The sequence below is a fragment of the Paraburkholderia sp. EB58 genome (genome assembly GCF_050436665.1).
Classification (GTDB): domain Bacteria; phylum Pseudomonadota; class Gammaproteobacteria; order Burkholderiales; family Burkholderiaceae; genus Paraburkholderia.
On sequence record NZ_JBNDMQ010000008.1, the window covers coordinates 264087 to 287975 of the forward strand.

22 protein-coding genes and 1 pseudogene are annotated in these 23889 nt (G+C 59.2%); 9 read left to right on the forward strand and 14 right to left on the reverse strand.

Going from position 1 to position 23889, the window contains the following annotated elements; translation table 11 throughout:
• Window positions 1-563: 563 nt before the first annotated feature.
• On the forward strand, window positions 564-1220 hold the full coding sequence (locus P3T40_RS14605; protein WP_429268421.1) for a response regulator transcription factor: 657 nt from the start codon (window positions 564-566) through the stop codon (window positions 1218-1220).
• Window positions 1221-1393: 173 nt separating this feature from the next.
• On the opposite strand, the gene P3T40_RS14610 is transcribed toward P3T40_RS14605, so the two are convergent.
• Window positions 1394-2590: an FAD-dependent oxidoreductase gene (locus tag P3T40_RS14610; RefSeq protein ID WP_429268422.1), complete on the reverse strand. Its 1197-nt coding sequence runs from the start codon at window positions 2588-2590 to the stop codon at window positions 1394-1396.
• Between the two features lie 46 nt (window positions 2591-2636).
• On the opposite strand from P3T40_RS14610, the gene P3T40_RS14615 reads away from it, so the two are divergent.
• From P3T40_RS14615 to P3T40_RS14625, 3 genes are all read left to right on the forward strand, one after another.
• A complete protein-coding gene (locus P3T40_RS14615; RefSeq protein ID WP_429268423.1) occupies window positions 2637-3317 on the forward strand; it encodes a TetR/AcrR family transcriptional regulator in 681 nt (226 codons plus the stop codon).
• Window positions 3318-3538: 221 nt separating this feature from the next.
• Window positions 3539-4162: a chemotaxis protein CheC gene (locus P3T40_RS14620; RefSeq protein WP_429268424.1), complete on the forward strand. Its 624-nt coding sequence runs from the start codon at window positions 3539-3541 to the stop codon at window positions 4160-4162.
• Between the two features lie 167 nt (window positions 4163-4329).
• Window positions 4330-5613 carry an EAL and HDOD domain-containing protein gene (locus P3T40_RS14625; protein ID WP_429268425.1) on the forward strand — a complete coding sequence of 428 codons (1284 nt, stop codon included), beginning with the start codon at window positions 4330-4332 and terminating at the stop codon, window positions 5611-5613.
• A gap of 32 nt (window positions 5614-5645) precedes the next feature.
• Here P3T40_RS14625 and P3T40_RS14630 read toward each other — a convergent pair whose 3' ends face one another.
• Window positions 5646-6398 carry an IclR family transcriptional regulator gene (locus P3T40_RS14630; protein WP_429268426.1) on the reverse strand — a complete coding sequence of 251 codons (753 nt, stop codon included), beginning with the start codon at window positions 6396-6398 and terminating at the stop codon, window positions 5646-5648.
• 189 nt (window positions 6399-6587) lie between these two features.
• Here P3T40_RS14630 and P3T40_RS14635 point away from each other — a divergent pair, with 189 nt between their 5' ends.
• Window positions 6588-7817 (forward strand): Bcr/CflA family efflux MFS transporter, encoded by a 1230-nt coding sequence (locus P3T40_RS14635; RefSeq protein WP_429268427.1) that lies wholly within the window; start codon window positions 6588-6590, stop codon window positions 7815-7817.
• A 107-nt stretch (window positions 7818-7924) separates the two neighbouring features.
• On the opposite strand, the gene P3T40_RS14640 is transcribed toward P3T40_RS14635, so the two are convergent.
• Entirely contained in the window at window positions 7925-9298 is a 1374-nt protein-coding gene (locus P3T40_RS14640) for an FAD-binding oxidoreductase (RefSeq protein ID WP_429268428.1), read from the reverse strand.
• Window positions 9299-9511: 213 nt separating this feature from the next.
• On the opposite strand from P3T40_RS14640, the gene P3T40_RS14645 reads away from it, so the two are divergent.
• Together P3T40_RS14645 and P3T40_RS14650 are read left to right on the forward strand one after the other, a co-directional pair.
• Window positions 9512-9769, forward strand: coding sequence for a DUF4242 domain-containing protein (locus tag P3T40_RS14645; protein WP_429268429.1), 258 nt, complete (start codon window positions 9512-9514; stop codon window positions 9767-9769).
• A gap of 18 nt (window positions 9770-9787) precedes the next feature.
• Window positions 9788-12847 (forward strand): AAA family ATPase, encoded by a 3060-nt coding sequence (locus P3T40_RS14650; protein WP_429268430.1) that lies wholly within the window; start codon window positions 9788-9790, stop codon window positions 12845-12847.
• A gap of 64 nt (window positions 12848-12911) precedes the next feature.
• On the opposite strand, the gene P3T40_RS14655 is transcribed toward P3T40_RS14650, so the two are convergent.
• The 9 genes from P3T40_RS14655 to P3T40_RS14695 all read right to left on the reverse strand — a co-directional run bounded on the left by P3T40_RS14655 (window position 12912) and on the right by P3T40_RS14695 (window position 20487).
• Entirely contained in the window at window positions 12912-13163 is a 252-nt protein-coding gene (locus P3T40_RS14655; protein ID WP_429268431.1) for a YkvA family protein, read from the reverse strand.
• A 919-nt stretch (window positions 13164-14082) separates the two neighbouring features.
• On the reverse strand, window positions 14083-14754 hold the full coding sequence (locus tag P3T40_RS14660) for a hypothetical protein (RefSeq protein ID WP_429268432.1): 672 nt from the start codon (window positions 14752-14754) through the stop codon (window positions 14083-14085).
• Window positions 14755-14778: 24 nt separating this feature from the next.
• Window positions 14779-15897: a hypothetical protein gene (locus P3T40_RS14665; RefSeq protein WP_429268433.1), complete on the reverse strand. Its 1119-nt coding sequence runs from the start codon at window positions 15895-15897 to the stop codon at window positions 14779-14781.
• Window positions 15888-17060 (reverse strand): hypothetical protein, encoded by a 1173-nt coding sequence (locus P3T40_RS14670; protein WP_429268434.1) that lies wholly within the window; start codon window positions 17058-17060, stop codon window positions 15888-15890. The genes P3T40_RS14665 and P3T40_RS14670 overlap by 10 nt, the downstream gene beginning before the upstream one ends.
• A gap of 22 nt (window positions 17061-17082) precedes the next feature.
• Window positions 17083-17385 (reverse strand): hypothetical protein, encoded by a 303-nt coding sequence (locus P3T40_RS14675; protein ID WP_429268435.1) that lies wholly within the window; start codon window positions 17383-17385, stop codon window positions 17083-17085.
• A gap of 29 nt (window positions 17386-17414) precedes the next feature.
• Window positions 17415-17888, reverse strand: coding sequence for a hypothetical protein (locus P3T40_RS14680; RefSeq protein WP_429268436.1), 474 nt, complete (start codon window positions 17886-17888; stop codon window positions 17415-17417).
• On the reverse strand, window positions 17872-18540 hold the full coding sequence (locus tag P3T40_RS14685) for a hypothetical protein (protein WP_429268437.1): 669 nt from the start codon (window positions 18538-18540) through the stop codon (window positions 17872-17874). The genes P3T40_RS14680 and P3T40_RS14685 overlap by 17 nt, the downstream gene beginning before the upstream one ends.
• A 38-nt stretch (window positions 18541-18578) precedes the next feature.
• Window positions 18579-19736, reverse strand: coding sequence for a hypothetical protein (locus P3T40_RS14690; RefSeq protein WP_429268438.1), 1158 nt, complete (start codon window positions 19734-19736; stop codon window positions 18579-18581).
• A gap of 403 nt (window positions 19737-20139) precedes the next feature.
• Window positions 20140-20487, reverse strand: a complete 348-nt coding sequence (locus P3T40_RS14695; protein WP_429268439.1) for a winged helix-turn-helix domain-containing protein — start codon at window positions 20485-20487, stop codon at window positions 20140-20142.
• A 98-nt stretch (window positions 20488-20585) separates the two neighbouring features.
• On the opposite strand from P3T40_RS14695, the gene P3T40_RS14700 reads away from it, so the two are divergent.
• Complete coding sequence (locus P3T40_RS14700; RefSeq protein ID WP_429268440.1) at window positions 20586-21146, forward strand: hypothetical protein; 561 nt, start codon at window positions 20586-20588, stop codon at window positions 21144-21146.
• 76 nt (window positions 21147-21222) lie between these two features.
• Here P3T40_RS14700 and P3T40_RS14705 read toward each other — a convergent pair whose 3' ends face one another.
• Together P3T40_RS14705 and P3T40_RS14710 are read right to left on the reverse strand one after the other, a co-directional pair.
• Complete coding sequence (locus tag P3T40_RS14705) at window positions 21223-21798, reverse strand: hypothetical protein (protein WP_429268441.1); 576 nt, start codon at window positions 21796-21798, stop codon at window positions 21223-21225.
• Between the two features lie 592 nt (window positions 21799-22390).
• Window positions 22391-23093, reverse strand: a pseudogene (locus P3T40_RS14710) (LysR family transcriptional regulator).
• 66 nt (window positions 23094-23159) lie between these two features.
• Between P3T40_RS14710 and P3T40_RS14715 the strand changes: the two are divergent.
• Window positions 23160-23651, forward strand: a complete 492-nt coding sequence (locus P3T40_RS14715; RefSeq protein ID WP_429268455.1) for a GNAT family N-acetyltransferase — start codon at window positions 23160-23162, stop codon at window positions 23649-23651.
• The last annotated feature ends 238 nt before the right edge of the window (window positions 23652-23889 follow it).

A 23889-nucleotide genomic window follows, 5' to 3' on the forward strand; every position in this document is an offset into this window, starting at 1 on the left:
TTTTTATCAAGTCGACATCGACGGCCAGCGTGCCCCCAGCGCGGCTTCCGTAAGGTTCAATCTAAAGGGTCAAATGGACGGGGGCGCGTTTTTGGCGCCACCCTTGACCCGGCCTGCCGAATAAGGGGCGGAATCCCCAGCAGACGGCTGATATTGTCGTGTGCGTAAAGAATCACGGCGTACGAGAACGTCGCATGCCGCGTCCGGCCACGATCGGACCGATCAGGAAGTCCCCCTCTCCTCGCCGGGTGCAACGCCTTTAGGACGGGAATTGCCGTGTCGCTCATGCGAGCTATACGTGCTGCTTATACCCGCATCGCGAGCCAGTATTTTCGCCATTCCAAAAAATCCTGCACACTGCGTCCCGCAGCATCAATACGACCACTTATCGTGATTCGATCCAGGGCAAAACCATGCGCGGGAGTGCGCAAGACTCTTCACAAACGTGAATTCCAGGTGATTTAAGCCCAACACAATACGTTATGCGAATCAACAGGGTGATTTTATATTCAATAGCGTGCGACTGAAGTGGAGCGAACGCTATCCAAAAACGTTGGGACATCATGCGAGTTTTACTGGTTGAAGAGGATTTGCAGATTGGCGAGAGCCTGCTTCGCGCATTGAAGGTTGCGGATTGCAGTGTCGACTGGGTGCGCGACGGCAAGGCCGGCAGCGTGGCCATCAACACGGCCTATTACGCTGTCGTATTGCTCGATCCCGGGCTGTCGGGCGCAGGCGGTATCGATCTGCTACGCGCGCTACGTGCCGCGGGCAATGACGTCCCCGTGCTGATTCTCACTGCACTGGACGATCTGGAGACGCGTGTGCACAGCCTTGACGTCGGTGCCGACGATTGCGTACTCAAGCCGATCGAAGTCCGCGAACTTCTTGCGCGTATCCGGGCGGTATTGCGGCGCAAGGCGGGCTACGCGACCTCGCGTATCGGCGGCGAGTCGCTCAGCCTCGATCTCGACAAACGCATGTTGCGCTGCAACGGGGTGGCGTCGTCGCTCTCTGCGCGCGAGTTCGCGCTGATGCACGCGTTTCTGGAAAGGCCCGGCATGATCCTGTCGCGCGGCCAGCTTGAGGACAGGCTATACGGATGGGGTAAAGAGGTGGAAAGCAATGCGGTTGACGTGCTGATCCATGCAATGCGCAAAAAGTTCGGGCAATCCCTGATCCGCAACGTGCGCGGGGTCGGCTGGACGGTGGCCCATTGAGACTCTTCTATCGGAATGCGCAAAATCGCGCGTGGGTTGACGGCGGAAGGGCTGCCGGCACTGATCCAGTGCAGCAGCCTGATGCCTGCTACGTTGACTAATGAATCCGATTAATTCCACCGGCGGCCCCGTCGAAATAGAGGTGTGAATCGACGATTCAGGCGGCAGGACAGCTACTTGACGGGCTGGTTATTGGTGAAGAAATCAACCAGGCTATGAGGCGCGTTGGGGCCGAGGCACACGTTGAGGATTCCTTTGGATTCCTCTGCTTCCAACTCACTACGGGGAAAGAGCTCCTTTTCATACGCGATCAGCGCGGCTTCAACGTTACCGGGGTTGGCGGCGATGGCCTTCCCGAGTTCAGCGCCGTCGAACATTGCGAGGTTGGCCCCTTCACCAGACGGTGACATCAGGTGCGCCGCGTCGCCGAGCAGCGTCACCCCCGGCACGCGAGCCCATCGATGCTCGACCGGGAGCGCATGAATAGGACGAGGCACAGGGGCAGTCTCACCGTCGGTGATGAGCGCTAGCAACTCCGGAGCCCAGCCGTCGAACTCCTCCGCAACGCGGGCCAAGGCAGTCACCGGGTCGGAGAAGTCGATACTGTCAATCCATTCCTTTGGTTTGTTCAGCTCCACGTACGTATGCAGCACGCCATTGGGTTCACGGTGCGCCGCGATGCCTTTCCCCGGCGCCAGCGCAAACAGCGCGCCGCCACCAACCGCTCCCGCACTCGCCTTGTGACGAGTGTCGCTGTCAAACAGGTGTGTCTCGATGAATGACGTGCCGACGTACGTCGGCTTCGCCTCGGAAAGAAGTGGACGAACTCTCGACCAGGCTCCGTCGGCCCCCACGAGGAGGTCGGTAGTTACCGTTGCGCCGTTGGCAAAGGTCAACACGTGCCGTCCGCCGCCGAGCGGAGATACTTCTGCGACTTTGTGTCCCCAGCGGACCGTGCCGGTAGGAAGCGAGTCAAGCAGAATCCTGCGAAGCTCTCCTCGGGGTACCTCAGGTCGACCGCCTGCGCCGTCGTCGGGATGTTCAAACAGGACATTGCCGTCCTTGTCGAGCACTCGCGTTGCCTCGCCGCCGGCGTGGATGATTTCAAGGAATTGATCGAAGAGTCCCGCTGCCTTGAGTGCGAGCTGCCCGTTGGTTTCGTGGATATCGAGCATGCCTCCTTGCACTCTCGCATTTGCCGAGGCTTCCGCTTCGTAGATCGTCGCAGCAATGCCGTGGACGTGGAGGACCCGGGCAAGAGTAAGGCCACCGAGCCCCGCACCGATGATCGCAACTGATGTATTCATCCTGATTCCCTGTTTGTCGGAGGTCGCCGTGAGATCTGCCACAAGCGGTTTATGGAACGACATTCCATGCTAATATTGGAACGGCATTCCATAAGTGTCAAGATGAGACATGGCAAAAAAGCCGCGTAGCACGCAACGACGGGAGGACTCGCTCTCGCCGGATCGAATCATTGAGGCGTCGATTGAGCTCCTGGACAGCAGCGGAGAGAGGGGGCTGACGTTCCGTGCCTTATCCGAGCGGCTCGCCACCGGTCCTGGCGCAATTTATTGGCACATCGCCAGCAAGAGTGATCTGTTGACCGCCGCGTGCGACACCATCGTCGCGCGCACGATGAACGCGCCCGTGGACGGCACGACGCCGCAAGAAACCATTCGCGCGCTCGCGCTAGCCATGTTCGACGCGATCGACGCGCATCCGTGGGTCGGCTCAGCGCTGACACGTGCCCCCGGGCAGTTGCCGATGGTGCGCGTTCTCGAACGCGTAGGCCAGCAGGTACGCGCTCTTGGCGTGCCGGACGGAAACCAGTGGGCAACGGTTTCCGCTTTGCTGAGCTACATCCTTGGCGTCGGTGGGCAGAACGCGGCGAACACGCATTTCGCTCTGGAGCAAGGCCTCGATAGATCCAACTTTCTAGACGAGGTGTCGACCGTGTGGTCCGAGCTCGATCCGGACGAGTATCCGTTCACCCGCAGCGTAGCCAGACAGTTGCGCATTCACGACGACCGTGTCGATTTTCTCGCCGGGATCGATCTTATGCTTCGGGGGATCGAGTCAGCGCGCGGTCGTTGATCTGATCAGGGCATCTTGTGATCGACTTCCTGTCATTGAAAAGGTTGCTTCGGAAATTTAGCCAGATAATCCGGAGCACGTGAATTTTTCTGGAAAATGAAAATGGAATTTTTCAAAAACTGACACGCACGGTCAAGCCTGCCAATTTCGATCGATTAAAGTGCGACGACTCCACGTGGATAAACCGTGGAAAGGACCAACCAACAAAAACTAAAGATCGTATGCTTGAGAACGTTTTCACCGCAGAGCAGCGCGACGCCTTGCAGGAGATTGCCAATCTGGCAATGGGCCAGGCCGCTACGCGTCTTGCTCGCCTGTTCGATACCTTCATCCAGCTGTCGGTCCCGCATGTGTGCGTCGTCGGTGTCGACGAGGCCACGCAGACCCTGCGCGAGATGACCGGCATCGACGAAAGCGTGACTGCCGTGCGCCAGGGCTTTCGCTCTGACATCAACGGCGAGGCGCTCGTGATTTGCCGCAGCAGCGGCGTCGGGTACCTGAGTGCGCTCGTCAACGAGTCATACATGGATTCGGCATGCGAGACGGTCAGCCAGACGGAACTGATTTTCGATGTTGCAAACGTGCTGACGGGTGCGTGCGTCTCGTGCGTTCTGGACCAGTTCGATCGCACGCCGATCTTTTCCCCACCGACGCTGCTCGGGGAAAAAATTGCGCTCGACGATGTCTTTCAGTCGAACGTTGTCGCATGGCGGACCGCACTTTTGCTCGAGGTCAATTTCGCGCTCGAAGATCAGACGTTCCGCGCGCACCTGGTCATCCTGATGGACGAGGACTCGATTCGCCGCCTGTACGACGCGCTCAATGCGCTGTTGTGCAGCCTATGAACGACGCGATAGAACAGTCGCTCGGCGATTTTCGATGTGCCGCGCGTTAGCCGAACGCAGCGTAAAGGCGAAGAGGTCGTTGCAAAAATTCAGGGCTATGGGAATGGCGATGTCACCAGCCCGTTTTGACGGCGACGGTACATCAATCGAAAGGGAAGCATTTAAAGATGAAGGCAAGAATACCCTCGCCCGGCTACGCCGACGGTCAATCGGCGTCGAACAGCGAAGTGCCGACACCGGAATGCGTCTACCTCGGGCGACAGCCGATTCTCGACCGGAGCGGAACATTGACGGCGTTCGAACTGCTGTTCCGCTCCGGAGGCGCCAATCTCGCCCAAATCACGGATGATGCCGATGCCACCGCGCACGTCATCGCGAGACTCGTCGGCGATATGGGGCTCCGCACCGCGCTGGGCGATCACACCGGCTATGTGAACGTCGACCGGACGGTACTGATGTCCGAGATGGTACGGCTGTTGCCGTTTCCGCCTGAACGCCTCGTGCTCGAAATTCTTGAGACGGTAACGTTCGACGAGGCACTCTTCAGACGTTGCAACGACCTGCGGCGTGCGGGCTTCCGGCTCGCACTGGATGATGTTTCACAGGTGTCCCCGCGGCTGCTCCAGTTTCTGCCGTGCGTCGATATCGTCAAGATCGACTTTATAGAATGCCCGCGTGAGCATCTTGCCGAACTGATCGGCGTCGTCAGGCAGCAAGGGAAGGTGTCGATCGCCGAAAAAGTCGAAACACGTGAAGACCATAGCACCGCTATGCGGGCCGGCTTCGACCTGTTTCAGGGCTACTACTTTGCGAAGCCGCAGGTGCTGACATCGCGGCGAATCACTCCGTCGCGCGACGCGCTGCTGCGCCTGATGGTGCTGCTGGGTAACGATCCCGGGATCGACGAGCTCGAAGCGGAACTCAAGCAGATTCCGAACGTCGTGATTCAACTGTTGCGGTTGCTCCATTCCGGCGCGTTTGGGCATGCCCGGGCGGTCTCGTCAATGCGCGAAGCGATCATGGTCGTGGGCACGCGGCAAATCACACGGTGGACCCAGTTGCTCCTGTTCGCAGATGGTCATCCGGACGCGTTGCGCTTTAATCCCTTGGCGCAGTTGTGCGGCACGCGCGCGAGATTCATGGAACTTGCCGCTGGCTGGCTGCGTCCAGATGACAACCGGTTCGCCTCTACGGCCTTCATGACGGGCGTGTTCTCGCTGGTTCATGTGCTGTTCGGCGGTGCGATTGAGGATATCGTGTCCACGTTGCCGATTCATGCCGATATCCGGCGCTCACTTCTCGAACGGCAAGGCGAGTTGGCGTTGCTCTTGAATGCCGCCGAGGCGACCGAATCGGGAGAGCTCATGGCAATTCGCGCCGCGTGCGATGCGCTGCCCGTCTTTACCCCCGACGACTTGATTGCGGTTGGACTCGTCGCCGCTGCGCAGTAGTTTCCCCGAACCGGTCATTCAATTCGCTGGAATCAGCCGCGAATCGCTTCACGCTCTATCGCGGCCCGGCAGGCGATCAGTGCCTTTTGCACCGATGGCAGGCTCTCTTCAAATCGGTTCGATGGCATTGCCACCGAAACTGCATGCGTCCGCAGGCCCCTGACGACAATAGGCACCGCGATCGCACAGACACCCGGCGCATGTTCTTCGCGGTCATAGGCTAAACCGGTACGACGAATTTCTTCGACTTCGGCGACGAGCGCCGGCATCGATTGAAGTGTGCGAGCCGTGAGAGCGGGCATGCGCCCAGACATCATTCTCTCGATCTCATCATTGCTGAGGGTCGAGAGAATGGCCTTCCCATTTGCCATGGCGTGCATGGGCCTCGGCCGGTTATTGATCGGCACGACCCGCAATTCGCGGTCGGAATCGATCCGGTCGAGAAAAGACACCTCGGCCCCATGCCCAACGGCGAGATCTACGGTTTCATGCGTTGCTGCAAAAAGCGCCTCCAGCGCGCTGCGTGCGCGGGCGGACATCTCGGTCTGCGCCGACTGCGCGAGCTGGAGCATGCCCCAGCCCAGACGAACTCCCGCCGCTCCCGCCTCGACCAGATTCTCGGCAGCTAATGCGTCGACGATGCGCTGTACGGTCGATCGCGGAAGCCCCGTCGCTTTTGCGATTGCGCCAAGGCTGCTGCCTGAATTGCTGCTCAGCATCCGAAGAATTGCCGCTGCGCGGGAAACCACCTGCATCCCACCATCTCGAGTGTCTTCTGTTGTCATATCCAATTTAGCTCTTGTGATGTACCGACAGACGGTACTATACTGTACCAACAGACGGTTCAGTTGAATCAGGGTTTACGTGAATCGCCTTCGCTAACCTGCTGACGAGGATCATGGACCTCCTCCGACGGGCAGGTTGAAACGGTTGCGGCATTTGGAAGCCGCCGAGCACTGATCGAGGTATTTGTGATGAAACTGAAAACCACTGGCGCGGCGTTCGCGATCCTTCTGGGCGCGCTGGCCGCGCTTCCGCCTATATCGATTGATATGGCGCTCCCCGCGCTGACACAGATTGGCTCTGATTTAGGCGCCAGTGGGGGACTCGCCGGTCTGACCTTGAGCCTGTTCATGGCGGGCTTCGCGATAAGCCCGTTTTTCTATGGTCCGTTTGCGGACCGTCATGGCCGCCGGCCGCTACTGCTGATTGGACTCGTGCTGTTCAGTATCGGTGGATTGTGCTCGACCGTCGCGCCGTCCATTGGCGTGCTGCTGGCGGCAAGGCTCGTCCAGGGCGCCGGAGCCGGGGCTGGCATGACGCTGGCCATGGCGATGGTGCGGGATCTGTTCGAGGGGCGGATCGCACAGGCCCGCCTCGCCGTTGTTACCGTAGTGTCCCAGGTTGCTCCCATCGTTGCGCCGGTACTTGGCGCTGCGCTGCTGGGCTGCGTAGGCTGGCGGGGCATCTACGGCGTGACTGCAGCCTGCGGCCTGTTGCTGCTTTTGATCGTGCGCTTGTCTGTCGACGAAACCGCGACTAGCCCGCCTGGCCCGAAGCCGCCACTGCTCGGAAAGCTTGTTCGCGACTATCGGAAGGTCCTGAGCCATGGCAGCACGATGTCCCATATCCTCGTCAATGCGCTGGGCTTCGGCTGGCTCTTCTCATACGTATCAGGATCGCCGTTGGTGCTGATCGATTCGCTTCATGCCAGCCCGGCGCTTTACTCGATGCTGTTTGCCTGCACCGGTGGGGGCATCGTCGCGGGTGCGACGTTGAGCGGCCGGTTAGTACAGCGCGGTGTTTCGCCGCGCCGTCTGCTCTTCTTTGCGGTGGTGATCGGGGTGACCGCAACGGGAAGCCTCGCTGCCCTGTCTCTTGGGAACCTGGTCTCGATTGTTACGATCATGCCGCTGTTGGTCCTCTCTACGGCGGCCTTCGGCCTCGCCGCGCCGTGTGCGGCTCACGGCGCACTCGAGTCGCTTCCCAGGCTGGCCGGAATCACTGGCGGCTTGCTGACATCGATTCAGATGCTTGCGGGTGCGATCGCCAGTCTGGTCGTCGCCATGTTATTTCCGCATTTGGGAACGCTTGCCATGACGGGCACGATGGCCTGCTTTGCCATCGCCGCACTGCCGATTGCGATTGGTATCGCGCAAGGGGCGCCTAATCCGTCGCGTGAGCCGGGCGCAGCGTCGCTATAGAATCCGGCCGCCCGTTGCTGCGTTGACCTGCGTTCCGTTAGCTATCCGAAAGGATTTCTGACTTCCGGAGAATGCAGCCTTCCGCTGACCAAATGGCGGCGGGCGCGCTATGCCGGCTTGATGTTCTGGTTCACGCGGAATAGGTTGTCGGGGTCAAACTCTCGCTTGGCTGCGGACAGACGCGAGTAATTGTCGCGGAAGCAGTCCCTTACCCGGTCCTCTCCCTCTTCCATCATGAAGTTCACATACGCCCCTCCGGACGAGTAGGGATGCAATGCGGTCTGATAATCGCGAGCCCAGGCGCTGATCCGGTCCGCATTCGCTGCATCGGGATCGACTCCGACGAACACTCCCGCCCAACGGGCATCGCGGTAACTGAACGCGGTCTCGTTGCGGCCCACCCGGTGCGCAGCGCCGTCGACTGGGTAGAGGTGCATCGTAGAGTGCATCGTTGGCAGCTGGCGGGCGTGCTCCATGTGCAGCGCAATCGCTTCGTCGGACAAGTCGTTGAAGAAGTCAGCGCGCCAATACCACTGCAGCCCGGGCGAATAGAGGCCGTCGAACGCGCTTTGCAGGACTGGGAACGGGAGCGCCTGAACGCCGTGCAGCGCGGGGCCGGTCGCCAGCACCGGCGCGAAGGCCGCATCGGCCATCGCCGGGTCGCCGGTCCAGCACCAGACAACCGCGCACACCTTTTGCAAGTGCAGCGTCTCGGGAAACGGCGCCACGGGAGGCACGGTCATAAACGCGAAAAAGCCGTTGAGTTCGTCCGGCGCCTCGGCGATGAATGCGCGGTACCACTGCATGATTTCCGCCCCGCGCTCCAACGGCCATATCGTCGGACCGGCGAGGACATCCGACACCGGATGCAGTCTGAATTCGAACGAGGTGACCACGCCGAAATTTCCGCCGCCGCCACGCAACGCCCAGAACAGATCGCTGTTGTTGGTCTCGCTCGCGGTGACGAGCCGTCCGTCGGCGAGCACCACGTCGGCCGACAGCAGATTGTCAATCGAGAGCCCGTAGCGGCGCGTCAGGTGGCCGATGCCGCCACCGAGCGTCAAGCCGCCGACGCCGGTCGTGCTGATGATTCCGCTCGGCGTGGCAAGCCCGAACGCGTGCGTCGCGTGGTCCACGTCGCGCCATTGGCAGCCTCCCTCCACCCGGACGGTGCGCGCGGCAGGGTCGACGCGGACGCTACGCATCCCCGAGAGGTCGATCACCAGGCCATCGTCGCAGATGCCGAGGCCGCCGCCGTTGTGTCCGCCGCCTCGCACGGCCAGCAGTAGCCCATGGTCGCGCGCGAAGTTTACGGATGCGATCACGTCCGCCACGTCCGCACATCGCGCGATCAGCCGCGGACGCTTCGAAATCATCGCGTTGAAGACTTTGCGGGCATCGTCGTAGCCCGCGTCGGCCGGCTGGATGATGCTTCCGCGAAGGCATGCGCGATAAGCCATCAGATCGTTGTCGCTGAACATGTCGTTCTCCTCGGTGCGTTCCTGATCTTCACTGTAAGCGTGCGGCCCACGACGGACTATCCGCAGGATTGATCAAATTGCGTCGCGATCGTCGCCGGGCCCCGTAGTTGATTCTGACTACGGCGGCACAAGCGCGGGCTTGACGCCTCGCAGGGACGTCACTACAACGTAAACACGGCTTGTCCTAAGCATTCAGTCAGACGGGAGAACGCAGTGCCGCTATTTCTCATCGAACGCCAGTTCGCCGACGAACTGAAGCTGGACGCCGCCGGTGCTGCGGCGCTCAAGGAAATCAACGACGCGAGCAGCGTCAACTGGCTGTTCTCGTTCCTGTCTGCGGACCGACGGAAGACCTACTGCCTCTACGAGGCGCCGAGCGCCCAGGCGATTCGGGAAGCTGCCACGCTCGCTGGCCTGCCGGCTGATGTGGTGGTAGAAGTGAGCGAGTTGCGGCCGGAGATGTTCAACTAGGCATCGGAGGCCGACTCGATGCAGTGCGCCCTCTGTGGCCGGGACAATCGTGCCGACGCCCGCTTTTGCGACGCGTGCGGTACTTGCCTCACAGTGCAAGTGACGGATGAGGACGACGCGGGGTCGATGGTTGGCCGCGAAACCGAACTCGCCGCGCTCGCCGAATTGCTCGGACGAATGATGGGCGGCCATGGCGCAATCGTCGCGCTCGCCGGCGAGCCCGGCATCGGCAAGTCGCACACTGCGCAGATGCTGGCCCGTCGAACTTCCGGCGTGCGCACGCTTTGGGGGCGCTGCAACGAGGAGCCGGGTGCGCCACCCTACTGGCCGTGGCTGCAAATCATGCGAGTCTGGCTCGGGAGCCATGACGACGATGCGCTGCGCGCCACGCTGGGCACCGTGGCAGGGCTCATCGCGGAGCTTCTCCCTGAGATCAGGCAGCGGTTCGCCGATCTGGCGCCGTTACTGCCAACGTCCGATCCGCAGCAGCAACGCTTCCGGCTGTTCGATGCAATGGTCAGCTTCTGGAAGCTCGCAGCCGCGCGCGAGCCGCTGTTGCTGATTATTGACAACCTCCATTGGGCCGACGCATCGTCGCTCCGGTTACTCGAGTTTCTCGCGCCGGAGATCGGGGATAGCCGCATCCTGCTGCTCACCACTTACCGCGACATCGAATTGAACCGTCAGCATCCGCTGTCGGTCACACTCGGCGACCTCGCCCGGTACAGTCATTTCCACCGGTTTCGCCTTACGGGACTTAACCGTCGGGAGACGACGGCGCTGATCACGCAGGCGGGCGGCAACGGCTTCATGCCGGCGCTCCTCGACGCGATCTACAGCCAAACCGAAGGCAACCCCCTGTTCATCGGCGAGATGACTCGTCTGCTGATTCAGGAGGGCGTGCTGCGAGGCCGAACGGAGGAGCGGCCGGTAGGGCCGTGCTCGGTTCCGTCCATCCGCATTCCCGAAGGGGTGAAGGAAGTCATCGGTCGACGCCTGAACCACCTGTCGCCACAGACCAACCGCGTACTCGAACGCGCCGCGCTGATTGGCCGGACGTTCGATCTCCAGTTGCTGCGACGCGTGCTGGACGAGCCGCTTACGAACCGTTTCCAGAACACGATCGAGGAAGCTCTGCAGTCCCACATACTCGAAGCGGCCGAGCAGCCGGGCTGGTTCCAGTTCTCGCACGCACTGATTCGCGAGACGTTGTACGAAGAAATTCCGATACCCACCCGCGGCAGCCTGCATTTGCGGGTAGCACAGGCAATCGAAGATCTTTATGGGGACGATGCGGACCCTCATTTACCGGCACTCGCGCATCATTACACCAGCGCGCTGCCTGGTGCGGATGCCACGCGTGCGGCCGACATTGCGCGCCGCGCTGCCGAACGCGCGACCCGGCTCCTCGCCCATGAGGAAGCGGCCCGCTATTACCGCCTCGCGCTTCAGGCAACGGGTATGGTGAGCGCTGGCGATCCGGCATCGAAGAGCAGGCTGCTTAACGCACTCGGTGAATCGCTCACGTTCGCGGGCGAATATCTGCAAGCGCGCGAAGCGTTCGAGCAGGCGATGTCGCTCGCGAGTGCCGCGAGAGCGATCGACGAGATGACGAGTGCCGCGCTCGGCTTCGAGATGGCCACCTGGGCACCGGGCCTTCCGGGGCAGGCGGCGGCACGGCTGCTGCGAGAAGCGCTCACCGCGCAGAGCAGCAGCGACAGCATCGCAAGTGCACGGTTGCTCAGTTCGCTTGCGCGCGCGCTGATTTTCAGCGGCGAAGATGCTCAGGCCGCGATCGTGCGCGAGCAGGCGGTGGCCATGGCGCGGCGCAGCGGCGACACACGCACGCTGGTCTCGACGCTGGTTTCGACACTGTCTGCACGCTGGCAGCCCGAGCGCAGTGCAGAGCGGCTGCGGGACATCGAGGAAGCGCTGCATCTGGCCGAACGCACGGGCGACGTCCTGTGCGCGCTCGACGCGCAAGCGTGGCAGCTGTTCGAGCTGATGGAGCTAGGTGATCTCCAGACCTGGCTCGTGCGGCTGGAACAATATGAGTACCGGGCAGCGGAACTGCAGCAGCCGTTTGTGCGCTACGTGGCGGCTACGTCGCGCGCAACCTTCGCACTGTTGGTGGGCCGGTTCGACGACGCCGAGCGGCTGATCGAGCAGGCATTGCAAATCGGCCGCCGCATGCCGGGGCTGGATGCGCCGGGCGTCTACGGCATGCAGATGTTCACTTTGCGCTGCGAGCAGGGCCGGCTGCGCGAGCTCGCGCCGCTTGTTCGCGCCTTCGTGAACGCGATGCCCAAGACAGGCATATGGCGCCCCGGTCTGGCGTTGATCTATGCGGAGATCGGCCTGCTCGACGCGGCGCGCGGCGAGTTCGAGGCACTCGCGGTGGACGACTTTGCGGTTGTCCGCCACGACGCGTTGCGCGCGGCGGATCTGGCCTATCTGGCGCAAGTGTGTGCGCGGCTGGATGACACGAAACGCGCAAATGTCCTTTACGCGATGCTGCTCCCCTACGACGGCCGCAATCTTCTGATCGGGACGACGGTGGGATGCTTTGGGGCGTCGTCGTCGCTGCTCGGCTTGCTCGCGACGACCCGGCGCGAATGGCACGACGCCCAGCGTCACTTCGAGTCCGCGTTGGCGATGAATCTACGGCAGGGCGCCGAACCTGCCCTGGCGCGTACGCGCTTGCGCTATGCCTCGATGCGGCTTGCTCGCAACGCCGACGGTGACGCCGATGCCGCGCGCGTGCTGCTCGAGGATGCACGGGCCGCGGCGGAGCGCATGGGCATGCGCGCGCTGACTGAGCAGATCGACAACGTGCGACACTCGATCGATCATGCGTCATCCCCGTCATCCCCGTCCTATCCGGCCGGGTTGAGTGCGCGCGAAGCTCAAGTGTTGCGACTGGTCGCAAGCGGGCTCGGCAATCGCGAAATCGCCGAGCGGCTGTTCGTAAGCCCGAACACCGTTGCCAACCACATTCGCGCGATCCTGGCGAAGACTGATTCCGCGAACCGCACGGAGGCTGCAGCGTTCGCAATCCGTAACGGTATGACAGCGTGACGAAAAAGGTTCGATCCATGGGGCATGGCGCGAACTCTGCGCCACGTTGCTGGTTGGAATTTCATCAGCGGCGGTGTAGACGTTGCAACTGGGTGGGCAGGCAGCGGACCATCAAGTGCAATGCCAGCGGGACTAGCACGCCATCGTCCACAATCCCGACGAATGGAACAGCGATATTGAAAGGATCGATCGCGTACAACGTCACCAAAGCGATCGCGGGCACCAGCCATCCGGGACGGTCGGGGTGGCGCAGAGCATACGAGAGCACGCGCAGATCGCCCTTGACAACCTTCCATAGCAAAGCGAATTTTTTCATTCTGGCAGACCCCACTACTTAAGAGGCGACGTCATCACCAATTCTGTCCTTGTGTCGGCTACGCTGCCTTCAGTTTCTCGATGTGCGATGGCCGTTTCTCACAGATCAAATCCTACTCCTGAATTCGGGGGCGGCAGATCGGCCACTTCAGTCACCCGGGCCGCTCGCACTGGGTGATTTCTGAATGGCCGGTCTTGGAGAAATCGAATAGACGCTGTCGACCCACATCAGCCCTTCGACACGACGCGGTTGCTACGGCAGCTTCCGGAGTGGAACAGCCGTTCGAATAGCCGTCTCGACCGGTAAGTTCTCGGCCAAAGCCGCCGTCCGAGAGCGTGTGACCAAACGTCGCCGCGAATGGCCGCTATGGAGAAAGTCGTATGTGAAAGCGCTATACCTCTCCTCGAACCCACTTTCGTCATTCGAAGCGATGCTACCTCGAAGTGGCACTTGTCGCCGATTCAGGAACCACAGGCGTATCGAACCGTCTGTAACATCTCGTTATCCTTTTCAATTCAGGCTAGACGCGATGGTGAAACCTCCCGAACCTATCCGACTTTGGCATCTTCAAGATAGTTCTGATCGACGATCATCGTAAGCGATTCGCCGTGCAGTATCCCCACGAGTGCGGCCACCATCGTTTTAAGGGGCATAAGCGTTGAATCGAAAAGCACGGAGAGAGACGATATCTGAAGCGAACATCTAAACCGAGTCGATGTTCACCTTGGCGAAGTCGGATATCTTTGTCCTAAGTTGTTATTGGGGTTTAGGGAATTGCTACTCCAGGTTGCGCGCCGATATTGCTGGCTGTGTTCTTGCCATATCGGCACCTAGTTGCCTGAACTTGCCCCGTCCGAACCTCTTTTCCGGCATTCCGCTCACAGGCGTTACCCGTGCGAGCAGAACGTTGCTGATATCCTTAATCTCCGAGCTTTGCTGCCGCGGTCTTCAGTTGTGACGTATCGATCCCCTGAGCGCTCGCAAAGCTGATGATGTGCCCGGTATCGCCGCTGAACGAGGAGATCAGCGTTGGCGCTTCCTTTGCCACGTAAAGCAGGCTCCCTAGCTTGAACAGCACTGTCGGATCCATCGTGTGCATAAGCGACTGCCCGGCATTCGCCGCTTTTTTCGCGGCTGCGACCATACCAACGGAGCCTAGACCATACGGCACCAGTGATTTTGCGAAGATCGCCTTGCTATCGCTGCTCAATGCTCCGCCTTGGGCAATCTTGTCTGCGATTTCTTTGTCAACCGAAACGCTGCTCTCTACAACCTTCTCCATCTGGTCCTTGCCGGTGAGGTCTCCAGCGGCAAGGCTATCCCCATTGCTCTGCGCGATAGCTGCGGCATCCTTCAGATCAAGTGCATTGGCCATCGCGACCTGTGCATTCGAAAGATTGCGAAGCGACGCCGAGACTGTCACCAGCAGATCTGCCTGCTGCTTGGTGAGCGAGTCGACGTCGACGCCTGCCCCCGAGCTGGCACTGCCGCTAATCCCAGGGATCGACGGAAACCCAAACGCCATCGAAGGCGAAGCATAGATTGCAGCCGAAACAAGTACCAGCGCTGCGGGAATAACATGTAGTTTCATAAGTTGCCCTCTGTAAAAATCGTTTTAGTGAATCTGCTTTGCATTTAACTGGTCTACCAAGGTCTTGGCAGCCGCCCTGCTTGCGAGGTTCAAGGCATTGCGTGTTGCGACGGTATCGTCTGGCCCCAAACCTGCAAACTGCACCGGCCCAACCGACGCCACCATTCGGGGCAATGGTTGTCTGATATCCCACACCTGCCCTCGAACTGAGACATACACGCGCTTGTTGCCGGACACGGGATCCGTGTCCTGAACGCCCACGTCAATGGTGCCTGTCGCGAACAGTGAGGCGCCACACTGCCTCGAAGCTGCAATGACAGAGCGTCGAGTTTGCCCGCTCATATCGTCGCTGGCACTAAACTCGTTCATGACACTCGACCGGTCGACACCGCCGCAGTTGGCGACCACATCGTCATAAGCGGCGACCTCAAATCCCGAGGTATCAAGCACATCGCTCATCGCAGCCGTGACGTCCTCCGGACTTGTCACTTCATACGTCACCTGGGACCGCTTTCGCTCCACGGAGCCGCCGGTGGTCGTTTCTTCGGTATCCGAACTTCGACTACCGGTCGCCTCGGTATCGTCTTCGTCGACGGCTTTCTCCGTCGACACCTTCGAGGAGTCGGTTTTCGTGACCTGAGCGACCCGCGCATCAAAAGCCTTTGCCTTAGTCGCTTCCCGAGCCAGAAAGAGGAACACCAGCGTACTCCCGGAGCCTGTGCCCTGCCGCGACGCTATCGAGGTCGAATCCAGAATCGAATCGACCGCCGTTTCGTTGACGTCAGCCCGGACCACCACATTCAGCATATGGGTTGCGGCGTCGGCCTGCTGATCGACAACCGTCAGATTCTTTACGAACTCGTCGATATTCCCGGTGAATTTCTGCTTGTTCGCCAGGTATATCTTCATCTTTGCGTCATTGAACCTGGCGGTGTACAAATCCCATGCGGCCAGCTTCGCCGCATGTAGCGCCGCCGCGTTGGACGACGCGTCAGGTGCGCTGGAAAAGAGACCCGTCGAATAGGGGATGACGACCTTACCCCTGATCTGCGCCACACCGGCAAACGCGATGTGCGATGCCGTCATCAGCGACAACACGAGCGTTGCAATGAGGGCGCGCTTGTTCGTTTTGTTTACATGCATTTTCTAACAACCTCCTTGAACCCCAGCAACTGCGTGTTGATGTCGGGCGCCCTCGTCATTTCTACGAGTACTTTCGCGTCGCGGCTGGAAATCTGCTCCGCGAGCACATTGAACAGGTTACGCAGACTGGTTTGATAGCTCTGCCACGGATCCGGTGAGATCGCCGCTGACTTGTCCAGCACAACGAAATTCAGATTCTTGAAATCTGCGTTGACGTATGTTTTTTGCAGATCGGGTTGCTCCACTGACAAAGTAACGAAGGATCCAAAGACGTACTGGTCGGCCGAATTCGTCTCAACCTTGGTACTCCTGAAGGCTCGGACGCGGAGATCGATCACAAAGTCGGGCCTGGGCAAGCTCAGGTCATAGCTGTTGCCATTTGCGAAGCGGGCCACCATCTTTCCTGCGATCGCCTGTCCCGGTGTGTAGGGGATCAGTCCAACATTCTGTTTCGACGCCAGGCTGTATTCGAAAGTCTGCGCTACCTGGGTTGCGTAAGCGTCATTCTGCTTGAGCGTATCAGGGACCACTGCTTCAGCTTCGGGTGCGATAGTCACGCTGCGTACGCCCAGATGTGCCGAGTAGCTCTTGCTGATCCTCGCAACCGACAGTCTTCTGACCCACTCCGCGAAAATGTTGGCACCAAAGCCCGGTTCAAGGTAAATCCTTCGGAAAACAGCCCGATTATCAGCGTCGCTGCGCCCGGGTGCGCCGATATCCTGGTACTGCACCATGGCCGGGAAATCGGCCACGACCGTCTTGGTCTCGAAGTCAAAGACAAGGACATTTGCGATGACGCGATAGATATAGAGATCCTGCGATCCCATCCTGTCATCTTCAACGCTTTCCTGATCGAGCGCGAAGGCGAGTGCGGTGGTATCGCCAGAGGCCTCGTTGCCTAGCGCGTACTTCAGGTTGATGTCGCTTCGGTTAAGGGCCTTGAGCTGATTTCGGAGCGCGGCATCGAGGACATTGACACCGTTCGGATCTTTTTCATTCTGCAGCGCCTCAGCCACCGGATAACGCTGCTGATTCTGGTCGTGGTTACCCGCAAAGGAGAACCCGGCGAAATACAGGTCTTGCGCTCCAGCGGCCGCGGAGAAAAAACAGATGGCCAACGGAAAAGAAAGCCTGAGCAAAAGGCGTTGAGTTTTGGATTGCATGTGTCGAACCGTTGAAACAATATCAGTTGGTGTCCTGGCTATTTGCTTTCTGCAACAGCCGCCGTGCCATTGCCTCGGTGTCGTCCGAGGGCGAACTCCCGGCAGACTCTGGCTCGGTCGCATCCGTGCCGTTCGACAGGTCCGCTGCGCGTCTCGTCTGCTGCGCTGACCCGTCGACGTTCGGTGTGATCGTCTGCCCAACGCTGAGCCTTACCTGCTCAAGCGCTTCGCTCGGCGTCCGGGTGCCCTCAAAGAGCGACTTGATCGGACGGAACCCCACCACCAGAACAAAAACGACCACCGCGAAACCAATCAGCCTGAACATGCGCGCTCCATTCGTATCTCAGACGTGGGTCAGTCAATGACGCCGTTGTCTCTCAGAAAATTTTTTATTGGTGGCAACATCTCCGGTCCGTCTTCTTCAGATCCGGTACGCCACGTCAGTCCCGACAGCGGAACCCGAAAGTCGAAGGTGTTTTCCCCGTCGCATAGGGTGACTGTGCTTTGAAGCCCGTGAAACTCTAGTGGCGCTGCCGCCGTAGGGGGGCGAACGATCCGCGCATACGCGCTATAGATTGCGTCCCGCGCCGCTTGCCTTGCGATGGCAGCTTCCGTCGATGCCGTTTCGGGCGCGTATCCATCCCGCAGCGCGCGGGTACCGGTGCGGAACTCGATCCATTCGCCCGTCGATTCCTTGTTGACGCGTATCTGTCCGGCGGGAACTCTCGCAAAGCCCCTTTCATCGCAAATGTCCGCCGCCCTTGAATGCGCCGTTCCTGCGATGAAAAGGACCGATGTCAGCGCGACCGATTTAAAAATTGTCGGCATCAGGTGTGCTTTGCTTAAAGCTGGACAACTGGCCCGGCGGCGTACGGTATGCTTCGGCGCCACCGTCTCCGCGTCCGGCACCCGGTGCATTCGCGCCCGCGCTCGACGGAGCAGCCGAGCGTACAGAGCCTGCCTGCGACTGCGCAGCAGCGGCTTGGCTCCTGCAGCTCACGCCGACCTTCACGGTCACCGTTTGCTGTGCCGGATCGACCTCGCGCGAGAGCACCTGTACCCCTGACAGGACTTCCTCGGCACTCGTGCTGCTGACTGCTGCCATCATTCGTGTCGCGGAGGAAACGGTGCTCTTGCCGCCATCAGACGTGCTTTTCTGCGCGTCCTGCCGAACCGTTGCAAGCGATTCCTGAGCCTTCTGTTTGCTGCTGTAGAACTTGGCTAGCTCGTTTCGCGCTCCCATTGAGCCTTCCTGCGTCGCCGCCTGGAGGTCCGTACCCGTGTTGCCGTAGAGCGTTCCCACACCGGTGCAGACGATACGCGCATCGCACGAATCCTTCGGTGCAGCGAGATAACATCCCGGGAATCCGCCAAGCGGCACGTCGCTGGCGGAGGCTGCCGCACCGTTGGCCTGCTGCGCCATTGCATGTCCCGCGAAGAGAAGGCTGATGAGGACAGTTGTAGTTCTAGTGATTGTCATAGCGGGTTCTGTTACGAAACGTTGTTGAAAGGAATATTTCAGTAGTCGGAATTACTCTGTTCGATGGGCGCTTTGGTCTCTTTGGGGCTGGCATCGATTCCCATCTCCGCCGACATCGACTTGAAGAGATCATCAGCAGAGGCTGCGGTTCGCCAGATCTGGTATTTGCGCGCCGCGACCTTGCGCGGGTCGAGTGGCTGCTGGGAATTCAGCGTCGCCTGCGAGATGCGCGGGTCCACGTAAGTAATCGTAGCCGTGCCGACTTCAGTGCTTTTAGAGCCAAGCGGTTCTTTGGTGTAAGGATCGATCAAAGCGCCATCGACTTCTCTAATCGAGCACTTATCGCCAACGTTAAAATAGTTAGAACCTTGAGCAATGGTGAGCACACCGCCATCGTCGCCGACGATCAATGGTGGGTAAATGGCTTGCAACAGATCGCGCGAAAGCGTTTTAGACATGGACGCGAGCCGCTTGGCGATCGGGAACGTGTCCGAGTTCTTCACAGCGAACGATTTCTGCTCGGCAAACTTGATCTGTCTGCTCGAGTAATCGATGACCTGCACCTCTCCCTGCACCTGTGCGGCGCCCCCTTGCATCGGTGGCGAATCCGTCGTCACGATGACAAGGTAATCCGGCGCGACTCCGGTCGAGACGCGGGCGAGGTCCTGGATCTCGCTGCTGGACCGAATGCTCGCCAATTGACGTGCGATTGCTTCGTTCTGCCGCCGATCCAGGATGGCGAACTTGCGGCTTTCAACGAGATTTGCGGCAATGCCGTCGACCAGCGCGTCGGTCGTATCGTCCGCAGGGCTATGTGAAGGAACCACGGCGAGCTTGATTCGCTTCAATTGCGCGGATTGCCTCAACACGACGACATTAACCTTAACGGTCGATTGAAAACCACCGTCCACTGAAACCGTTGAGATTGGTTGCCACGACTTCACGACGCCGTGCGTGGTCCGCTGTATGTCGTCGTCGATCGTTCTTGATTTTTGCGTTTGCTGGTCTGTCGAAGAAGTCTCTGTGGTTTTTAGCTGCTCGGACGACGCGATGCTTTCGCCGTTGACCGAAGCGACGCTGTTCCTTACGGCGTCCACTGTGGCGGCCGACGCGTTCGCGCCAAAGCCGGTCGAAGTCACCGATACGACGTCAAGTTCTCCTGCGCGCGCACGCAAGCACCCCGACAGGCAATACATTAAGACCGTTGCTAGGACGATAAACCGCAAATTTCTCAGCATTGTTCAAGCTTTTTTTGTTGTCGTGTTTGTCCATTGCCCTACCGCTATAACATGTATAACGATCATGACGGACTTCTCAGGTTCCAGATTCGTTAACGACTGGCGGGAGCAAAGCTTTAGCTTTTTTTATCTTTTTTCACGCCGACCGAGAACCGTCAACGTAGGGCACCGTTGATTGGGATTTGAAACAGGCAATCAGCTCAATCTGCCTTGTAGCTAACTCGATATTTGATTCTGGTGATTTGAAGGGGCGTGCAGACGTTTTGGCTCATAGGAGCCTTTGTACGTGGATAGGTGATGAAGGAATTCGCGGCGGCAGCGCTTGCGCTTAAGCTGCTCAATCGACCGTTCTTCAGGGGGGCTACGTGTTCTTCGCGGCCTTCACGAGGCATTCGGACAACTTGTCGAAATGACGAAGTGCCGCTTGCGTGAGTTCAATCTGTTTGCGCCGCGCGTCCTCCGTGTCGCTGAGCATGATCCAGCCTTTATCACGCATGGAGGTGATACGCGCGTGCAGTGTGGCTGGCGAACCTAGTTCGCTCTTGGCCATCATGTCCCTGACGGACAGCCGTTCTTTTGTTTGACCTGAGCGAGCTACTAACTCCAGAATGCGTTCTTCCAGCGGATCAAGCGACGGCAAAGATGGTAGTCCGCGCAACGCTTCCGTCAGTTGCAAGAAGCGCAGGTAGATGTCGGCAGGACGCGTCACGTCTGACGCTCCTTGCACAAGCGCTTTTCACGCATAAGATTTAATGGGCGCGGTAGCATGGTCGCCTCGTCAAAACGCACGCCTCCAATTTTACGCCAATGTCAAACTTACGGTTGCATTTCTGTTCGGTGATTGGCACAGCTGTCGTCTTCACTTTCTCTCTCTGGGTCAACGAGGAGCTGTTCACGCACTCGGAATTTGTGCGAGGCGTCAACTGGATTTATCTACCGGCTGGCATCAGATTGCTCAGCACCCTGCTACTGGGAGGAGATGGAGCAATAGGGTTGCTTTTGGCGAGCTGGCTCGTAAATTTCTTCTACTTTTTCCCAAACGACCCCGTGCGCTCCATCGTCGGCGGCATCATTGCAACTGTCGCGCCGTATGCGGCGTACCGCCTGGCGCAGGAAATTTTCGGTCTTCGTGCATCTCTGCTTAATCTAACGTCGAGGCGACTCTTACTGCTGGTGCTCGCATACTCCATCGCCAGTCCACTCTTGCATCACATCTGGTTTTTCCTGCGTGGAGATACACAGAATATCGCAGAGAGATTTCTCGCCATGTTTGTCGGAGATCTAGCCGGCACGCTGATTGTGATTTACACGATGAAGGCATTGCTGTCACTACTTCCTGTCAGGCGCACTCATATACAGCAGGATTGAGCACAAGGAGGCGGTGTGCAGAGGTATGTTGATTCGGAAAGGAGCGGCGCTTATACCCTACGTTTGTTGCCTCGGATCAAGATGCGCAACGCAGGGGTGACCCGTTGTAACTGGAGTTCAGTGAGCAAAGACGCTGAAAGAATTCCGGCCAGTCTATAGCGAGTAGTGGGATCGTCGAATCGCCACGCGCGTAATATGAAAAAAAACGCATCCAGCCATCGAGAAAGACGCCTTCGCTGGGCCGAAGCACGCAAGGCGGTCTCGCAACAAGTGGATAGTTTGTCGTCGGAATTTGTGAGGCGAGGTTATCAAGCAATCTGGTGCCAGAGCCAATCTGCGCGTCTCCACTTTCCGCCTGCGTTGCGAGATAACGTCCTACGGCCTCTGCCAGACGAGGTGTGGAAAGTTCAACAAAAGACGTTCCGACGTCATCCAGAACTGTCGAAGCGACAACTTGATCTGCTGCAATCATGGTAGTCCGGTTAAGCGCCACCAGCTTAGCGTGCCTCGGGAGTGCTCGAAACGATGTTTCGCCCTGTTGCAGCGCATCTTGGAACATCGGATAGCACGCAAGCCACCGGGCCGGAATGCGCCCGACCGGGCGGGAGGCTTTAACAGTCTCGCCAACCGAAACGGCGCGCTCCGGTGTCATAGTTTCTCTCAGGTTCATTGTTATAAAAAGTATATCGGTTTGGGCGTTGGCTTACAAGGCCTAATCAAAGCTGGCTATCTGAGCGCTATAGGTCACGGTAGAACGAACTTTGCAGGCGCGGCGAACTCTATCAGCCGTCTTTCAAACAGGTACTGTGGGGCAGACACAGAGGTTCAAGACACCCGTGCTGCACGCTCGCCACGGGCATCTTCACTTGTTGGGATGCGCGTCCTGATGTCGCTTGCCGGACATCGAAATCCGGTCATTCGAAATGACCGCTTCCGGAGATGCGTCGATGACAGCTATGGCCGATGATGCGACGCCGGGCCCGGGGATCGAGTGACCGCTTGCGGAGCGGAGCCGTCGTCTAAATGTCTTGGCACCGCATCGATGAAGGTCTCTTCCTGGCCGCACTGAGTCCGACCGCGATTGGCTCGGGTCGACCCTGTATAGCGGGCAGTCGAAATCGCCCGGTGTCACTCGCGGCTTTAGCGCTAGTTGTCGACATTGAACTACTGCTCGACGATTGTCTGCGGCCAAACCGTGCCGAGCGGCGACATTTGATCGTACGTTGGAGCTCTTTGCCTTTTGGTCAGCTTGTCCTTGCTGGATTCGGCAATGCGCTTAACGCAGAAACCATCTGTTCACGCATCCAATGGTGCGCGGGCGACCCGGAATGTCGCGTATAAAAGAACACCTTGAGTATGTAGCGAGGGATATCGAACGGCGCAGGGTAAATTGTTAGCGGGATCGCGTCCGCCAGTTGTAGCGCCACCCGTCGAGGTAACGTGATCAGGAGCTGAGAATTGGCAACGATGAACGGGGCGGCCATCACGCTCGGCAATTGCACGGCTACGTCGCGAACAAGCCCCGACTTTAGCAGCGTCCCGTCGACAACGCTGCCCTCTGCGTTCCATGGGGTGACAACGACGTGTCGCTCCGCGAGGTACTGAGCTAGCGATAGCTTTTTTTTGATTCGGGGGTGCCCCTTCCGGACCGCGACCACGTAATCGTCCGCAAGGCAATCGAGCGACTCGAGTCCGGATTTGTTCGGCTCTTGCGGTCGGCTGCATACCGTTCCCGAAGCGCACGAAAAGCTCGTCCCCCAATGCGCTACGTAGGCGCGAGAGCGCGTGACTGCACGCCGACGAGCTTAGGCAAAGCTCCTCGGCTGCCGAGACTACGCTTCGATGCCGGAATAGCGCGTCGAAGACCAACAACAGGTTCAGATCAATACGGCGAAGACTATCGTGCATGACGTGCAGTATCGGATGAAGAAAATGCAGCGCATGCATTTTGGTTCCTTTTTATCATCTTGTCTTTTCCACCTCAATGGGCCGGTCCCCGGTCGAATGTTACAGATGACAACTCCGAGCTTCCGACAAGCGATTCCGTCAGATACTGACCGCTGCTTTGAAATCGAGACTTTGGCCTATGAGGGCGACGAAGCTGCCACGCGGAATAAGATTGCCACTCGCATCTTCCAATACCCGCAAGGGTTCCTTGTGATGGAACTCAACGGGAAAGTGATCGGCTTTATCAACAGCGGGTGTGCGTTCGAAGTGGTCATGTCCGACGAAGCGTTTAAGGAACTTGTCGGGCACGACCCTGCCGCGCCGAACGTCGTAATCATGTCGGTGGTGATCGACCCGGCGCACCAGGGTAAAGGTTACTCGTCGTTGCTGATGCGGACCTTCGTCTCGCAGATGTCTGAGATGGGCAAGAAAACCATTCACCTCATGTGCAAGGAGCGTCACGTCGGGCTGTATGAACGCCTTGGCTATAGCTATCTCAAGCCGTCCAGTTCCGATCATGGCGGCATCTCATGGCATGAGATGGTAATGGCCATTTGAGATCGCGCATCGACTCACCGGAGGTTGGCCTGGATACGCCATAGCCCAGGAGAACGCCACACCCCGCAGACGACCGCTTCCCGCTAGCTATCCGCCATTGGACGTACTGTATTGCCCACATGTCGAGTGTCCCTTCATGGTCGCTGCCTGCTGGCGATCGGCAAAGCCGCCTGCGTGCAGACTCGTGGAATCGTGGAGCTTTTCCACACATCGGCGCTCTGGTGGCTGTTGACTTATA

Bases quoted from the DNA above. Each gene is read 5' to 3' on its own strand.
- P3T40_RS14675 (WP_429268435.1), bottom strand. From the start codon at position 17,385: ATGTTCAGGCTGATTGGTTTCGCGGTGGTCGTTTTTGTTCTGGTGGTG.
- P3T40_RS14705 (WP_429268441.1), bottom strand. From the start codon at position 21,798: ATGACACCGGAGCGCGCCGTTTCGGTTGGCGAGACTGTTAAAGCCTCC.
- P3T40_RS14670 (WP_429268434.1), bottom strand. From the start codon at position 17,060: ATGCAATCCAAAACTCAACGCCTTTTGCTCAGGCTTTCTTTTCCGTTG.
- P3T40_RS14690 (WP_429268438.1), bottom strand. From the start codon at position 19,736: ATGTATTGCCTGTCGGGGTGCTTGCGTGCGCGCGCAGGAGAACTTGAC.
- P3T40_RS14620 (WP_429268424.1), top strand. From the start codon at position 3,539: ATGCTTGAGAACGTTTTCACCGCAGAGCAGCGCGACGCCTTGCAGGAG.
- P3T40_RS14630 (WP_429268426.1), bottom strand. From the start codon at position 6,398: ATGACAACAGAAGACACTCGAGATGGTGGGATGCAGGTGGTTTCCCGC.
- P3T40_RS14610 (WP_429268422.1), bottom strand. From the start codon at position 2,590: ATGTCGTTCCATAAACCGCTTGTGGCAGATCTCACGGCGACCTCCGAC.
- P3T40_RS14640 (WP_429268428.1), bottom strand. From the start codon at position 9,298: ATGTTCAGCGACAACGATCTGATGGCTTATCGCGCATGCCTTCGCGGA.
- P3T40_RS14625 (WP_429268425.1), top strand. From the start codon at position 4,330: ATGAAGGCAAGAATACCCTCGCCCGGCTACGCCGACGGTCAATCGGCG.
- P3T40_RS14700 (WP_429268440.1), top strand. From the start codon at position 20,586: ATGTCAAACTTACGGTTGCATTTCTGTTCGGTGATTGGCACAGCTGTC.
- P3T40_RS14615 (WP_429268423.1), top strand. From the start codon at position 2,637: ATGGCAAAAAAGCCGCGTAGCACGCAACGACGGGAGGACTCGCTCTCG.
- P3T40_RS14680 (WP_429268436.1), bottom strand. From the start codon at position 17,888: ATGCCGACAATTTTTAAATCGGTCGCGCTGACATCGGTCCTTTTCATC.
- P3T40_RS14635 (WP_429268427.1), top strand. From the start codon at position 6,588: ATGAAACTGAAAACCACTGGCGCGGCGTTCGCGATCCTTCTGGGCGCG.
- P3T40_RS14650 (WP_429268430.1), top strand. From the start codon at position 9,788: ATGCAGTGCGCCCTCTGTGGCCGGGACAATCGTGCCGACGCCCGCTTT.
- P3T40_RS14715 (WP_429268455.1), top strand. From the start codon at position 23,160: ATGACAACTCCGAGCTTCCGACAAGCGATTCCGTCAGATACTGACCGC.
- P3T40_RS14660 (WP_429268432.1), bottom strand. From the start codon at position 14,754: ATGAAACTACATGTTATTCCCGCAGCGCTGGTACTTGTTTCGGCTGCA.
- P3T40_RS14655 (WP_429268431.1), bottom strand. From the start codon at position 13,163: ATGAAAAAATTCGCTTTGCTATGGAAGGTTGTCAAGGGCGATCTGCGC.
- P3T40_RS14665 (WP_429268433.1), bottom strand. From the start codon at position 15,897: ATGCATGTAAACAAAACGAACAAGCGCGCCCTCATTGCAACGCTCGTG.
- P3T40_RS14605 (WP_429268421.1), top strand. From the start codon at position 564: ATGCGAGTTTTACTGGTTGAAGAGGATTTGCAGATTGGCGAGAGCCTG.
- P3T40_RS14685 (WP_429268437.1), bottom strand. From the start codon at position 18,540: ATGACAATCACTAGAACTACAACTGTCCTCATCAGCCTTCTCTTCGCG.